The organism is Devosia sp. ZB163 (assembly GCF_028613635.1).
Classification (GTDB): Bacteria; Pseudomonadota; Alphaproteobacteria; order Rhizobiales; family Devosiaceae; genus Devosia_A.
In genome coordinates this window covers 369301-384001 of the sequence record NZ_JAQRMY010000003.1, presented here as the reverse complement: position 1 = coordinate 384001, position 14701 = coordinate 369301, and the positions used below count along the sequence as shown (strand labels likewise).

General features: G+C 64.6%; 13 protein-coding genes. 6 read left to right on the top strand and 7 right to left on the bottom strand.

Annotated elements, in window-relative coordinates:
* Nucleotides 1-60: 60 nt before the first annotated feature.
* Both PRN20_RS15755 and PRN20_RS15750 read right to left on the bottom strand, forming a co-directional pair.
* On the bottom strand, nt 61-951 hold the full coding sequence (locus PRN20_RS15755) for an NAD(P)/FAD-dependent oxidoreductase (protein ID WP_273958497.1): 891 nt from the start codon (nt 949-951) through the stop codon (nt 61-63).
* Nucleotides 941-1387, bottom strand: coding sequence for an Rrf2 family transcriptional regulator (locus tag PRN20_RS15750; protein ID WP_273958496.1), 447 nt, complete (start codon nt 1385-1387; stop codon nt 941-943). The genes PRN20_RS15755 and PRN20_RS15750 overlap by 11 nt, the downstream gene beginning before the upstream one ends.
* A 117-nt stretch (nt 1388-1504) precedes the next feature.
* Between PRN20_RS15750 and PRN20_RS15745 the strand changes: the two genes are divergently transcribed.
* The 3 genes from PRN20_RS15745 to PRN20_RS15735 all read left to right on the top strand — a co-directional run bounded on the left by PRN20_RS15745 (nt 1505) and on the right by PRN20_RS15735 (nt 4356).
* Nucleotides 1505-2878, top strand: a complete 1374-nt coding sequence (locus PRN20_RS15745) for an FAD-binding oxidoreductase (protein ID WP_273958495.1) — start codon at nt 1505-1507, stop codon at nt 2876-2878.
* A gap of 87 nt (nt 2879-2965) precedes the next feature.
* Nucleotides 2966-3907 (top strand): DMT family transporter, encoded by a 942-nt coding sequence (locus PRN20_RS15740; RefSeq protein ID WP_273958494.1) that lies wholly within the window; start codon nt 2966-2968, stop codon nt 3905-3907.
* Complete coding sequence (locus PRN20_RS15735) at nt 3904-4356, top strand: GNAT family N-acetyltransferase (protein ID WP_273958493.1); 453 nt, start codon at nt 3904-3906, stop codon at nt 4354-4356. The genes PRN20_RS15740 and PRN20_RS15735 overlap by 4 nt, the downstream gene beginning before the upstream one ends.
* A gap of 37 nt (nt 4357-4393) precedes the next feature.
* Here the strand turns inward: PRN20_RS15735 and PRN20_RS15730 are convergent, their stop codons facing one another.
* Nucleotides 4394-5200 carry a helix-turn-helix domain-containing protein gene (locus tag PRN20_RS15730; RefSeq protein WP_273958492.1) on the bottom strand — a complete coding sequence of 269 codons (807 nt, stop codon included), beginning with the start codon at nt 5198-5200 and terminating at the stop codon, nt 4394-4396.
* 115 nt (nt 5201-5315) lie between these two features.
* On the opposite strand from PRN20_RS15730, the gene PRN20_RS15725 reads away from it, so the two are divergent.
* The gene (locus PRN20_RS15725) at nt 5316-5702 is read left to right on the top strand and encodes a hypothetical protein (RefSeq protein WP_273958491.1); all 387 of its coding nucleotides are present in this window, start codon (nt 5316-5318) and stop codon (nt 5700-5702) included.
* A 110-nt stretch (nt 5703-5812) separates the two neighbouring features.
* On the opposite strand, the gene serA is transcribed toward PRN20_RS15725, so the two are convergent.
* The 3 genes from serA to PRN20_RS15710 all read right to left on the bottom strand — a co-directional run bounded on the left by serA (nt 5813) and on the right by PRN20_RS15710 (nt 9217).
* Nucleotides 5813-7399 (bottom strand): phosphoglycerate dehydrogenase, encoded by a 1587-nt coding sequence (serA, locus tag PRN20_RS15720; RefSeq protein WP_273958490.1) that lies wholly within the window; start codon nt 7397-7399, stop codon nt 5813-5815.
* Nucleotides 7400-7497: 98 nt separating this feature from the next.
* Nucleotides 7498-8673 carry a phosphoserine transaminase gene (locus PRN20_RS15715; protein WP_443112584.1) on the bottom strand — a complete coding sequence of 392 codons (1176 nt, stop codon included), beginning with the start codon at nt 8671-8673 and terminating at the stop codon, nt 7498-7500.
* A gap of 331 nt (nt 8674-9004) precedes the next feature.
* Complete coding sequence (locus tag PRN20_RS15710; RefSeq protein WP_273958488.1) at nt 9005-9217, bottom strand: hypothetical protein; 213 nt, start codon at nt 9215-9217, stop codon at nt 9005-9007.
* A gap of 388 nt (nt 9218-9605) precedes the next feature.
* Here PRN20_RS15710 and PRN20_RS15705 point away from each other — a divergent pair, with 388 nt between their 5' ends.
* Complete coding sequence (locus PRN20_RS15705) at nt 9606-10967, top strand: PQQ-dependent sugar dehydrogenase (RefSeq protein ID WP_273958486.1); 1362 nt, start codon at nt 9606-9608, stop codon at nt 10965-10967.
* 324 nt (nt 10968-11291) lie between these two features.
* On the opposite strand, the gene uvrA is transcribed toward PRN20_RS15705, so the two are convergent.
* Entirely contained in the window at nt 11292-13850 is a 2559-nt protein-coding gene (uvrA, locus tag PRN20_RS15700) for an excinuclease ABC subunit UvrA (protein WP_273958485.1), read from the bottom strand.
* Between the two features lie 605 nt (nt 13851-14455).
* On the opposite strand from uvrA, the gene PRN20_RS15695 reads away from it, so the two are divergent.
* The gene (locus PRN20_RS15695; RefSeq protein WP_337956257.1) at nt 14456-14647 is read left to right on the top strand and encodes a hypothetical protein; all 192 of its coding nucleotides are present in this window, start codon (nt 14456-14458) and stop codon (nt 14645-14647) included.
* Nucleotides 14648-14701 lie beyond the last annotated feature (54 nt).

Below are 14701 nucleotides of genomic sequence, written 5' to 3'. Positions count from 1 at the left end.
GGACGTGCTTTAGAGCAAAGGGGGGCGAATGACAAACGCCGATGCGTCGCAGCCCGGCACTTAGAAGATCAAGGACGCGTGCACTGCGACGCCCGCCATTACTCCGTCTGATGCCGCAAATGTGACATTGTGCATGGCCCGTGTGATGTCGCCGGCGGCGTAGACGCCCGGCACGCTGGTCATCTTCATGCCATCGGTCCTGATGAACGGGCCGACCTGCCCCTCCTCCATCGCGCATCCGAGTTCGGCTGCGATCGAGCTGTTGAGGCGCGTCGGTGCGCCGATATAGAGCGCATCGATCGCCCGCTCCGTGCCGTCGGCGAACTCGATGGCGGAGAGGCTCTTGCCCTCGCCGTGGAGTGCGGTGACGGGACGCGACTCGATCGCGACGCCGCGCTTTTCGAGTTCCCCGCGGGCATCGTCGGCGATCTCGCCCCCGTTGAGATAGAACGTCGTCGGGCCCCATTCGGAGATCAACTGCACCTGATGGCTCGAGCGCGGGTGCATGTTGAGGACGCCCAGTTGCTGCCCGCTGAACTCGAAGCCGTGGCAATAGGGGCAGTGGATCACCGAGTTGCCCCAGCGCTCGCGGAGACCCGGCAGGTCCGGCAGGCTGTCGGAGACGCCGAAGGCGAGAACGATGCGCCGACCTTCCACCTCGGTGCCGTCGGCGAGCTTCACGACGAAGCCGTCGCGCGCGCCTGAAACGGAGATGGCCTCGCCGCTGATGAAGCTGACGGTCGGATAGGCTTCGACCTGCGCCCGCGCCGTGACAAGGATGGCGCCCGGCTCGCTGCCGTCCTGCCCGAGGAAGCCGTGTGAGTGGGCAGCGAACCGGTTGCGCGGCAATCCGGTGTCGATGATGGCGACCGTCCGTCGTCCGCGGGCGATGTAGGTTGCGGCGGAGAGGCCGGCGAAGCTGCCGCCGATGACGATGGCGTCATGAAGCATGTGTGTGTTCCTGGTGCTTGTGGTTGCCGCGGATATCGGCTGCCAGCTGGGCCAGGGTCACCCCGCCGAAGCGTTCGAGGATCAGGGCCTCGGCCTCATCGAAGGTTTGGCCCAGCGCGCGGTTGACGGCCTGCTCGACGAGACAGCCCGGCGACTCCGTGCGGTTGCCCATGGCGAGCAACGTGGGCGAACCCAGCGCGAGGTAGATGTCGCGCAAGGTCACCTTGTCGAGGTCGCAGTTGAGCTCCCAACCACCACCATGGCCCTTCTCCGAGCGCACGAAGCCCGCTTGCTTGAGGCCGGCCATGGTGCGGCGGATGACCACCGGATTGGTGTTCGCCGCCCTGGCCATGACATCGGACCGCACCGGACCGCTTGGATCGGCCATGTGCAGGAGGACGTGGAGGACGGTGGAAAGGCGGCTGTCTCGTTTCATGTAACTTCATATGTTACGTGAAACATCGCAGGTCAAGACGCACGCATTGAAATCACACATGGTCACACCCATGTTACCGCAGCCCAGCGCGACAACCCGAGAACCAAGGCTATTCCTATGCCCCTCACCTCGACTGCCGCGACCACCACCCGACTACCTGCCGACATCACCGGCGCCGTGATTGCACCCGATCATCCGGACTACGAAAAAACCCGGACCGTCTTGTACGGCGGCCTCGACAAGCGCCCCGCCGCAATCCTGCGGGTTGCCGACACCGACGATGTCATCGCAGCGATTGCCCACGCCCGCGACAACGGGCTCGAACTCGCTGTCCGCAGCGGCGGCCACAGCGCCGCCGGCCACTCGACCACCGATGGCGGCCTCGTCATCGATGTGCGCAACCTCAAGAGCATCGACATCGACCCAGCCGCACGGACCGTATGGGCGGGGGCCGGCACTACGGCGGTCGAACTCACCGAGGCCCTTGCCGAACACCAGCTCATCGTCGGCTTCGGCGATGCCGGAACCGTAGGCCTCAGCGGCATCACGCTGGGCGGGGGTGTCGGCTACCTCTCCCGCAAGCACGGTCTTTCGATCGACTCCCTGCTTGCGGTGGAGATCGTCACCGCGAACGGCGAGGTGCTGCTGGTCGACGAAGCCAGCCACCCGGACCTGTTCTGGGCGCTGCGCGGTGGCGGTGGCAACTTCGGCGTGGTGACGAAGCTGCAGTTCAGGCTCCACCCGCTCCCGGCCTTCACCGGTGGCATGCTGCTGCTACCTGCAACTCCGGAGACCATCGCCGGCTTCGCCAAGGCGGCGGCCGAGGCCCCCGAGGAGTTGTCGACCATCGCCAATGTCATGCCCGCGCCACCCATGCCGTTCCTGCCCGCCGAGGCGCACGGCAAGATGGTGATCATGGGGATGATGGCCTTTGCCGGCGACGACGACGCGGCCCAGCGCGCCCTCGCCCCGTTCCGCGCCCTCGCGACGCCGATCGCCGACTTCGTGAAGCCAGGGCCTTATGCCGGCATGTATCCGCCGGAGGACCCGGACTACCACCCGACGGCGGTGTCGCTGAACCTGATGACGAGGCAGATCGGCCGCGACGAGGCGCAGACGATCATCGGCTATCTCGAGGAGTCGGACGCGCCGCTCCGCGTCTGCCAGATCCGGGTGCTCGGCGGCGCCCTCAGCCGCGTCTCCCCCGACGCGACGGCCTACGCCCACCGCAAGAGCCCGATCATGATCAACGTTGCGGCCTTCTATGCCGGCGAGGCCGACAAACCGGTCAAGCAGCGCTGGGTCGGCGACTTCGCCGAGGCGCTGCACCAGGGCGATGACGGTGTGTACGTGAACTTCGTCGGCGACGAAGGTCCGGAACGCGTTCGCGCCGCCTATCCCGGTGCGACATGGGACCGGCTCAGACAGGTCAAGCGCCAGTATGACCCTCAGAACCTGTTCAGGCTGAACCAGAACATCCCACCGGCCTGACTGGCGGAACCCGATCGGCCTGAATAAGGTCGCGCTTTCGATCGGCCGCCGCTTCGGTGGCGGCTGGCCTCATACCAGACGATGCCAATGACCACCTCCCCCGCTCCGGCGCAGTCCTCGCTTGCGCTGATGGACCGGCCCTACCTCATCCTCGTCCTCACTACCCTTTTCTGGGGCGGCAATGTCGTCGCCGGCAAGCTGGCCGTCGGGCACATCGATGCGCACTCGCTGATGATCCTGCGCTGGACCGGCGCGCTGCTGCTGGTACTGCCCTTCGCCATCGGACCGCTGAAGCGCGACTGGCCGGTGATCCGCGCCAAGTGGTGGCTCTATCTCTTCTATGGCGCCGTCGGCTTTGCCACCTTCAACGTGCTCGTCTACGTCGCCGCCTACTACACGTCGGGCGTCAACACCTCGCTCGAGCAGGTGGCGGTCAACATCTTCGTCATCATCCTCAACTTCGCGCTGTTCCGCACGCGCGTCAGCAGCCTGCAGTTGCTGGGCGTTCTTGTCACCATTCTGGGCGTTGCGATCATCGCGACACATGGCGACCTCAGCCGCATACTGACGCTCGAGGTGAACTTCGGCGATCTCCTCGTGATCCTCGCATGCTTCGCCTACGCCATTTATTCGATCGCGCTGCGCTGGAGGCCACAGACCCACTGGATGAGCTTTCTCGCCGCGACCTGCACCGGCGCGATCATCGCTTCGCTCGCCTACCAGGGGACACTCGGCAACGGCACGGCGAACCTCCCCGCCAACCTCGCCGCCATCGACATGCAGGGCTGGATGATTGCCGCCTACACGGTGATCTTCCCCTCGGTGATCTCGCAGATGCTCTATGTCCGCGGCGTCGAACTGATCGGCTCCAACCGCGCCAGCCTGTTCGTCAACCTGATCCCGCTGTTCGGCACGGTCGGATCGGTGATCGTGCTCGGCGAAGCGCTGCAGCCCTTCCACCTCGTTGCCGCGATAATGGTCGCCGCCGGCATCGTGCTGGCCGAGTGGAGCGCACGGCGCGCAGCATGACTGAGATCCTGCTCCGTCCGGCGACACCGACCGACTACGACGCGATCGCTGCGATCTGGCACATGAGTGCCAGCTTGCCGGGGGTCGGCCCGGCTGCGATGCCGACACTCGACCGGTTGAGGGCACGGGTGGATGTCGAGATCGAGGCCGGGTGGCAGGTGACGGTGGCTTTAGCCGGCGCGGAACTCATCGGCTTCCTGGCCATCAAGCCGGCGGCCGGCGTTCTCGACCAGTTGTTCATGCATCCCGAAGCGCGCGGCATGGGCCTCGGCCTCGTCCTGCTCGATGCCGCCAAGGCCCAGATGCCCGGCGGCTTCGCGCTGTTCACCCGCACCGGCAACATGCCGGCGCGACGGTTCTACGAGAAGCACGGGCTGATGCACCTGCGGGACGAACTCCACCCGATCTTCGGTGATCCGATCGCTTACTACGAGTGGAAGCCGGCGTAAGGGTGGGGGTGGCCACTGCCCGAATGCTGCAACCTGATCACCCCGCCACTGCCGCTAGCAACGCCGCCGTCTCTGCATCCGCCGGGAGGAACGCCTCGATCACCAGCTCGCTGAGGGTGATCTCGGTGGGCGTGCCGAACACGGTCGTGGTGGAGATGAAGCTCGCGATCGCGTCGCCGAACCGCACCTTCATCGGCACGAACACGCCGCCATGCTCGTCGCGACCCTCATGGCCGGCGGCAATGCCGGAGAGATCGCGCAATTCGCCGAGCAGATCGGCGATCGCCGGATCGCCGCTTGCTTCGAGTTGTGCCGCAACCCGCCGCAACAGGTCGCGTGCCCACTCGTCGTAGTTGACGATCAACCGGCCCAGACCCTCCGGATGAAGGCTGAGGCGAAGTACGTTTATCGGCTCCTGCAGCAGCTCGGGATTGGTGACCTGCGCAAGAAACGGCGCCACCGCCGCGTTCGCCGACACCAGGTTCCAGCTGCGATCGACGGCGATCGCCAGGTACGGCTCATACGCCTTCAGCACCAGGTCGACTGCGGCGCGTGCCGGGGCGAGATCGGGGTGATCGAGCCGCCGCTCGGGATAGACGGGAGCGTAGCCCGCGGCGAGCAGCATCAGGTTGCGTATGCGCAGCGGGACCGACAGGCCCGAGGCGATGCGCAGCACCACCTCGCGGCTCGGGATCGATCGGCCGCTTTCGATAAAGCTCAGGTGCTTCTGGCTAAGCTCGATCTCGAGTGCCAGCGCCAGCTGACTGAAGCGCCGGTGCTGCCGCCAGTCGCGGATGTAGTCGCCGATGGAGCGGTCGGAGGCTGTGGCCTGTGCATGTGTCATGAGCCGAACCCTATCCGGTCGCACCGCCGGTTCAATTACCTCTGCGTTAGTTGAGACGAGGAAGCGGGAGGTAGAAATGTGTCGCCGTCAATCACGAACCCGACGGAGAAATGAAATGAACCTCACCCGCCTCGCCCTTGTCGTGGATGCTGCAGGAGGCCTTGCCGGCGGGCTGCTGCTTGTCGCCGGCGGCGAACTCGTCGCCAGCCTCACAGGCATCCCAGCCGCCATATCTATGCCTCTCGGGCTGTTCCTGCTGGCACTTGGCGCTTTCATTGCCTGGGTTGCCGCTCAGCGCGAGACGCCGCGCGGGCCCACCATGCTGATCGTCCTGATCAACTGCGTGTGGGTGATCGGCAGTGCCATTGTGCTGGTGCCAGGCGTGCTGCCTCTCACCATGTTCGGAGTCGGCTTCGTCATCGTCCAGGCTGTCGCGGTGGCTGCGCTGGCAGCCATGCAGTGGATCGGCCTCGGCAGGATCGGCCTGCGCACCACGGCCTGAGTTTCCCCTTGGGCGGGGGACCTCATAATCGCGCTGGGATCGTGACGAGCGTCCAGCCTGCCCGAGAGGAGAAGAGGCGCCGGCATTGCTGCTGCCGGCGCCTCGTTCGCTTACTGGAAAGCCAGTGCCTTGGCCTGGCGCACGCCGGGCAGGGCCGCGATCTCGTTGAGCTGATCGGCCGTGACCGAACCGTCGATCGAGAGCAGCGCGATGGCATCGCCACCCACCTCGGCCCGGCCGAGGTTGAAGTTGGCGATGTTGATGCCGAGGTTGCCGAGCAGAGTGCCGAGGCGGCCGATATGGCCCGGCTTGTCCTCGTTGGTGACGTAGAGCATCGCCGGGGTCAGCTCGGCATCCATGTTGATGCCCTTGACCTGGATGATGCGCGGCTTGCCGTTGGCAAAGATCGTGCCGGCAAGGCCCCGCTCCTGCCGCTCGGTGATCACCGTGAGGCGGATGTAGCCTTCATAGGCGCCCTGCTGGTCGCGGGTGATGATCTCGACATTGATGCCGCGATCCTTGGCGATCTGCGGGGCCGAAACCATGTTCACCTCGGCCACCTGCGGCTTCAGCACGCCGTTGATCGCGGCCGCCGTCATCGGCTTGGTGTTGAGCGCGGCGACATTGCCCTCGTACTCGATCCGGATACCCTTGATCGAGGTCTCGGTCAGCTGGCCGGCGAACGAGCCCAGCGCTTCGGCGAGGCGCACCCACGGGGTGAGGCGCGGCGCTTCCTCGGCGGTGATCGAGGGGAAGTTCAGCGCGTTGGTGATCTCGCCGGTGTTGAGATAGGCCGAAATCTGCTCGGCTACCTGCAGCGCCACGTTCTCCTGCGCTTCGGTGGTCGAGGCGCCGAGGTGCGGGGTGGCGATGAAGTTGGCGAGCTCGAACAGCGGGTTGTTCTCAGCCGGTTCCTCGACGAAGACGTCGAACGCCGCGCCCGCGACCTTGCCCGACTTCAGCGCATCGTAGAGCGCCGCTTCGTCGACGAGGCCACCGCGGGCGCAGTTGATGATGCGCACGCCGTCCTTCATCTTGGCGATGGCGTCGGCATTGATGATGTTGCGGGTCGCATCGATCAGCGGCGTGTGCAGCGTGATGAAGTCGGCGCGCTTCAAGAGCTCGTCGAGGTCGACCTTCTCCACGCCGATCGCCTGGGCGCGCTCGGGCGTCAGGAACGGATCGAACGCCACGACCTTCATCTTGAGGCCCTGCGCCCGGTCGGCGACGATCGAGCCGATATTGCCGGCGCCGATGAGGCCGAGAGTCTTGTTGGTGACCTCGACGCCCATGAAGCGGTTCTTTTCCCACTTCGACGCCTTGGTCGAGGCGTCGGCTTCGGGGAGCTGGCGGGCCAGCGCCATCATCATGGCAATGGCGTGCTCGGCCGTGGTGATCGAGTTGCCGAACGGCGTGTTCATCACGATGATGCCGGCCTTGGTGGCGGCCGGGATATCGACATTGTCGACGCCGATGCCGGCGCGGCCGATGACCTTCAGGTTCTTGGCAGCGCTGAGAATCTTCTCGGTGACCTTGGTGGCCGAGCGGATCGCGAGGCCGTCATACTGGCCGATGACCTCGAACAGCTTGTCCTTGTCCTTGCCGAGATCGGGCAGGTAGTCGACGTCGATATTGTTGTCCTTGAAGATCTGGACGGCGGTCTTCGACAGCTTGTCCGAAACGAGAACCTTGGGCATGTCGCCCTCCATGATGTTGCGGCTCCGGGCTTGGCCTCAGACCGCATGAAACTGTGGGGGAAGAAGCCGCCCCACCGGGGCGGCTGAAGCATCGATGCTTAGGCGGCGGCCTGCGCCAGCGCGGCCTTCTCGGCGGCGAAGGCATAGTCCAGCCACGGGGTCAGCGCCGCGAGGTTCGCGGTGTCGACCGTGGAGCCGGCCCAGATCCTGAGGCCCGTCGGAGCATCGCGATAGCCGCCGATGTCATAGGCGACGCCGGCCTTGTCGAGGCGGGAGACGATCGCCTTGGCGAAGGCCGCCTGTGCGTCGTCGCTGAGCGCCGTGATTGCCGGGTCCTTGATGACGAGGCAGATCGAGGTGTTCGAGCGCTCGGCTTCGTTCTTGGCGAGGAACGCCGCCCAGTCGGACTTGGCGACCCAGTCGGCCAGCACCTTGTAGTTGGCGTCGGCCCGGGCCTGCATGCCCTTGAGCCCACCCACGGTCTTGCCCCACTCCATCGCATCGACCGCGTCCTCGATGCAGAGCATCGAGACGGTGTTGATGGTGGCGCCCTCGAAGATATCGGCCATGAGCTTGCCGCCCTTGGTCATGCGGAAGATCTTGGGCAGCGGCCAGGCCGGCTTGTAGGTCTCGAGCCGCTCGACAGCGCGGGGCGAGAGGATCAGCACGCCGTGAGCGGCTTCACCGCCGAGCGCCTTCTGCCAGGAGAAGGTCACGACATCGAGCTTCGAAAAATCGAGGTTCTGCGCGAAGGCGGCCGAAGTCGCGTCGCAGATGGTGAGGCCCTTGCGGTCGGCCGGGATCCAGTCGGCATTCGGGACGCGCACGCCCGAGGTTGTGCCGTTCCAGGTGAAGACCACGTCGTTGTCGAAGTTGACGGTCGAGAGGTCCGGCAGCTCGCCGTACGGAGCCTTGAGCGTGCGGACGTTGTCGAGCTTGAGCTGCTTCTGGACGTCGGTGACCCAGCCCTCGCCGAACGATTCCCAGGCCAGCATGTCGACGCCGCGGGCGCCGAGCATCGACCACAGCGCCATCTCGACGGCGCCGGTATCGGACGCGGGGACGATGCCGATCAGATAGTCGGCCGGGACCTCCAGCAGCTCACGGGTGAGCTGGATGGCCTTCTCGATGCGCTGCTTTGCCGGCTTGGCGCGGTGCGAGCGGCCAACGAGCGCGTTGGCAAGCACATCCACCGTCCAACCAGGACGCTTGGCACAGGGGCCCGACGAAAAATTGGGGTTAGCCGGTTTCACTGCCGGCGCAGTCAGGGGCATATCAGCCATGGCGACCCTCCCAGGTCGAAAGCCTTGCGTTAGGGCAAGGTGTCCTGAGACGGGCAGATACTCCCCAAGGCAGGACGGCGTCAATGGGGGAAGCGATGCGGCTGTTGCCCCAAGCCAGATGCAATCCAGCCGCAGCGACGGCCTCCAGCAGTCGCCTTGGAGCAGCGCGAGGGGCGTCGTGTCCTTGCTGACCTACCTACGCAGCTCGAATATGCAGTGGCATGCACCACTCAAGATGAGAGGCGACGCAGCCGACCACACCACAGCGGAGATGGACGACTTGCCCTCAATGATGGTGCGAACTGAGGTTCTGTCATGTTGGTCAGAAGCGCGTGGAACTTCCGACGCGTGCCCCGACGAAAGTCTCCCCACTACCGTCGATGTTGAACAGCAGCCCGCCGTCAAGGCTCAGGGCGCCCGGGCTTTGCCAGCTGAGGCCGGTGGCGACGGAACCAAGGGCGCCGGAGCCGTCCAAGCCCGAGAAGCCGGTGCTCAGCTTCTTTGGTGGGATGTAGACGACCAGCGGGGCGGCCATAGCCTTCACCGCTGCCGATGCCCGGCCAGTCAAGACTGCCTAGGCTATATCCTATGACAGTTGCCGTCATCTCGCAGGAGGAACCGGACGGCAGTTCGTCGAGTGACCCGCAGTCGCGGATATGTGGACCGCTGACGAACTCCCGACCATCTGGTAGCGGCGGCAACGAATTGATCGACAACGACCCGAAAGACGTTTCACCGGTGTCGTTGACGACCCGGATCGTCACCTCGGACTCGCCATATATCGCGATAGTCGACGGGGTGAATGCGGCAGTGGGGTGATGGCCGGGACGCCTTTCACGTGTTGACAGCCGTCAGGGTACCAACCCGCCAGCCATTGCAGTCTGCCCGGCGTCGGAGACGATCCGCGCGAAAGGAGCATTCATATGTTTGGCGTTGCAAGGACTGTCATGCTGACATTGACATTACTGGCAGGTGTCGGGCTTGAGCATGCCAAGGCGCAGGACAGCGGCCAGGTTTTGACCGGCCCCGACGCCTTCGGCGGCTGGGAGCAGGACAAGCCGGGCGTCGGCCGCCAGTTCACGGTTGAGGATATGCCCCAGCCCACCGCGAGCGAAACGCAGAATTTTGGCACGATCGTTCCGATCCCGGACGGTGCCAGGCCGCTCGTGCCAGACGGTTTCACCGTCGAACCGATTGCGCTGAATCTCAAGGGACCGCGAGCCATACGCGTTGCCCCCAATGGCGACCTGTTCATCGCCGAAAGCATGTCGGACGATGTCAAGGTGCTGCGCGTGGGAGAAGACGGCAAGACGGCACAGCCGGAAGTCTTCGCCAACGGCCTGAACAAACCTTACGGCATAGCATTCTATCCGGCGGGCGCCGACCCGAAGTGGATCTACATTGCCAATAGCGACAGCGTCATCCGCTACCCTTACCAGAGCGGTGACATCAGGGCGAAAGGCGAGCCTGAAGTCATTGTTCCACGCATCCTGTGGACGCACCACTATACCCGCGACATCACCTTTACGCCCGATGGCAAGACCTTGCTGCTCACGGTGGGGTCGGGATCAAATGTCGCGCTCGACATGTTCCCCGTCTCGTTCATGGGTGGCATCGACGCGGTCAACAAGAACCTGCCGCTCGGCGCGACCTGGGACACGGAGGAAGGGCGGGCCATGGTCCTTGCCTATGATCCGGACGGCAAGAACCAGCAGGTCTATGCAACCGGGCTCCGCAACTGCTCGGGCATCGCCATCCAACCAGCGACGGGCAGTCCCTGGTGCGTCGTCAATGAGCGGGACGGGCTGGGCGACGACGTACCATTCGAGTATGCCACCGCGATGCAGCAGGGCACGACCTATGGATGGCCCTGGTACTATATCGGCGGACACGAAGACCCGCGTCACGCCGGCGAGCGTCCCGACCTCAAGGACAAGGTGACGATACCAGACGTGCTGATGCAGGCCCATTCGGCGCCACTGCAGATCGCCTTTTACGAGGGAGAAATGTTCCCGGCCGAATATAAGGGCAGCGCCTTCGTTACGATGCATGGCTCCTGGAACCGCGGCAAGCGCACCGGTTACAAGGTTGTCCGCCTCTTGTTCGATGAGGCTGGCAAGCCGACCGGCGCCTATGAGGACTTCATGACTGGAATGGTGGTTTCGGATACCGATGTCTGGGGCCGCCCGGTCGGCGTCGCCGTCGGGCGGGACGGCTCGCTATTCGTCAGCGAGGACGGCAATGGCAGCATCTGGCGTATCGCTTACGGCGAGTCGGCAAAGTAGAGAGTGCGCCTGGCCGCTCAAAGCCAATTTGGTGGTGATCGACGATGTCGGTCAGGAGCTGGCCGACCTTGACGCGCAACGCCGTCGCCGTCTTGACCGAGGTCGCCTCCAACATCCTGCCTGATGACGGCCCTGCGAAGTCCATGCGGGTAACCGTCAGGGACGATTTTGCACTGTGCTGTGAATTCAGGATAAGGAGCGGCGCCTAGGCTCGAAGCGACCTTGGCAGGGCCTAACGGTCCTGTCTCGGTGACGAAAACCAGCAGCCGCAGCCGCAGGTTCTCCTCAGAAACTTTGCCCGCATACGAAGATAGGGCACCAACGCTAAAGGTAGTTTCTCAGATAGCGGGCCGTCCTGCTCTTCTCACTCGCAGCCACCTGGGCTGGAGTTCCGCTGGCCACTATTCGCCCCCCCTCGTCCCCAGCGCCCGGCCCAAGGTCGATGACCCAGTCGCTGGCGGCGGCGACGCCCATGTCGTGGTCGACGGTGATCACCGTGTTGCCCGCGTCGACCAAAGCGTTCAGGTGCGTCAGCAGGCGCTCGACATCGCTAGGGTGGAGACCGGTGGTCGGCTCATCGAGGATATAGAGCGTGCCGCCCCTGCCGCCTCGCTGCAGCTCGGTCGCCAGTTTCACCCGTTGCGCCTCGCCGCCGGAAAGCTCGGTCGCCGGCTGGCCGAGCCGCAGATAGCCCAGCCCTACGTCCTTGAGGACCTGTAGAGGTCGGCTGATCGGCGCCGTTTCCGCAAAGAAATCGGCGGCCGCGTTCACCGTCATTTCGAGGACCTGCGCGATGGTCTTGCCCCGGTATTCGACCTCAAGGGTCTTCTCGTTGAAACGCGAGCCGTGGCAGACGGGACAAGGGGTGTAGACGCTGGGCAGGAACAGAAGTTCGACCATCACAAAGCCCTCTCCGTCACAACGCGGGCAGCGCCCCTTGGCCACATTGAAGGAAAACCGTCCGGCATCGTAGCCCCTGCGCCTGGCCAGCGGCGTGCTGGCAAAAAGCGAGCGTACGTGATCGAAGAGGCCGGTATAGGTCGCCAGGTTCGAGCGTGGAGTGCGGCCGATCGCCTTCTGATCGACTTCCACAAGGCGGCGCATCTGCTCCATGCCCTCGACGATCCTGCCCTCCGTCGGGGGCACGATATCCTCCTCTGGGGTGTCCGTGTCGGTCGAGACCTCGATCCGCGGCACCTTTCCCAATGCATCACTGACAAGGTCGACCAAGGCCTGTGCCACCAGGCTCGATTTGCCGGAGCCGGAGATCCCCGTCACCGTCGTCAGGACCCCTAGAGGAAATTCGCAATGCAGATCGCGCAGGTTGTTCCGTGTCACCCCCTCCAGCTTCAACCAGCCCTTCGGTTCCCGCAGCGCCCGTTTCGATTCAGTATGGTTTCGAGCAAGGTGACGACCGGTCTCCGATGTCTCGACTGCTGTCAGTCCAGCCAACGGGCCGCTATAGACTATCCGACCACCCATCTCCCCCGCGCCAGGACCTACATCGACGACCCAGTCGGCCTGCTTGATGATGTCGAGTTCATGCTCGACCACGAACAGCGAGTTTCCGACGTCCTTCAATCGGCGGAGGGCACGGAGCAGCGCCTCAGTATCGGCCGGATGGAGTCCAGCCGAAGGCTCGTCCATCACGTAGACCACGCCGAACAGGTTCGAGACGACCTGCGTTGCCAGCCGCAGTCGCTGCAGTTCACCGACGGACAATGTCGGCGTCGAGCGCTCAACGGTGAGGTAGCCGAGGCCAAGATCCAGAAGGACGGCGAGCCGCCGGCACAGGTCGGAAGCGATGCGTTCGACGACAACCGCCTTCTCGGGAAACTTCTCACGCAGGCTCCGTAGCTTCTCGCCCTTGGCGTAGGAAGCGAACATCGACGCCAGCCGGCTCATCGGCAGGTCGCCGAGTTCGGCTATGTTCAATCCCGCGAAGGTGACCGACAGCGACTCGCGCCTGAGGCGCTGCCCGCCGCAAAGCGTGCAGGGGCGGCTCACCATGTACCGCGCAGCGCGTCGCTTCATCATCGCGCTCATCGTGGTGGCGTAGCTGTGCGTCACATGCCGGCGAGCGCTCGAAAATGTGCCCATATACGCCGGTTGCACCTTGCCGCGGATGGCCCGCTTGACTTCAGCGGTCGTGTAGCCGGGATAGACGGGAACCTCGGGCTGCTCGTCGGTGAACAGAATCCAGTCACGCGTCTTCCTGGGCAGCTCGCGCCAGGGAGTGTCGACGTCGATGCCGAGCGTGATGAGGATGTCGCGCAGGTTCTGCCCACCCCACGCGCTGGGCCATGCTGCCACCGCGCGTTCGCGGATGGTCAGCGACGGATCAGGCACCATCGACGCCTCAGTAACCTCATGGATGCGGCCGAGCCCGTGGCACTTCGGGCAGGCACCCTCTGGAGTGTTCGGCGAGAAGTACTCGGCATCGAGGTGCGGCTGCTCCGGCGGATATTTCCCGGCGCGGGAGTATAGCATCCGAAGGAGGTTGGAGAGTGTGGTGACACTTCCGACCGAAGACCGAGCAGTGGGCGACCCGCGCTGCTGCTGCAGCGCCACCGCGGGGGGAAGCCCCCCAATCTGGTCGACATCGGGAACACCGAGCTGATGGAAAAGGCGACGGGCATAAGGTGAGACAGACTCGAGATATCGCCGCTGTGCTTCGGCATACAGCGTGCTGAACGCGAGCGATGATTTGCCCGATCCGGACACACCGGTGAACACCACCAGGGCGTTCCTCGGAACATCGACATCGACATTTCTCAAGTTGTGCTCGCGAGCGCCACGTACATGTACAAAACCGTCCTCGGCGACTGCGTCGGTATCGTGCAGGCTGCTGGCGGGGAGACGTTCTTCGGCGTTGTCCGGCATCGGGACACTCCTTGTACTCCGTGAACGTTCCTCGGCGCCTTTCGTGCCGCGCGTCGAGATGTTCGCCGGATGGGCAGGCGGTCCGTTGATGGGATGAACCGGCTGTTCCCCCGCGGCGCGGTTCTAGACTGCTCCGCTTCTGTGGGAGAAACAGGCCATGGACACAACCACCGCTCCCCTCGCATCGACATTGGCAAGGAGGTCTTGCACCTTGTGGGCTTTGGCACTGACGGCAAGATTGCGTTCCGACGCAAGATTGGGCGGCTCACTCTGATCGAGACGTTCAAGAAGCTGTCGCCGTGGCGTCGGCATGGAGGCGTCCCCAGGCGCGCACTTGGTCAGCCGTGCCCTGCGCCAGCTGAGTCACGAACCTAGCGGTCCGTGACCCGGACTGTGAGTGGAGCTGCCAACACCGGTCGTGCGGTGCCCACGCCCTTCCTACGGTGAAGCGCTGATCGCGCAGGTCCTCAATCCGGATCGAAGACAGTCCTGACCAGTTGCGCCCCGAGGTGGACGCCATCGTCACGCGATGCGCGGAGGGTTACGCGGCGCCTATCGTCGACGGCGCGGTCTAGGACCACTCCAAGGTCGTCCTCGACGGCCGCATGTTTGTCCTCACGGGCAAGTTCCAGATCGGCCCACGGAAGGCTGTCGCGAGCATGATCGTCGATCGGGGCGGCCAGTTCAAAGACAGTGTCTGCGGCAAGACCAACACCTTGATCGCGGTCACAGCCTCGCGCGACTGGAAGCACTCTCACGAAGGCACCAAGATCATCTGCGCCCAGGGGCTGCGGTAGAGGGGCGGCCGGTCGGATCTAGTGATCGAACACACTCTGGCGAAGGCGATAGGG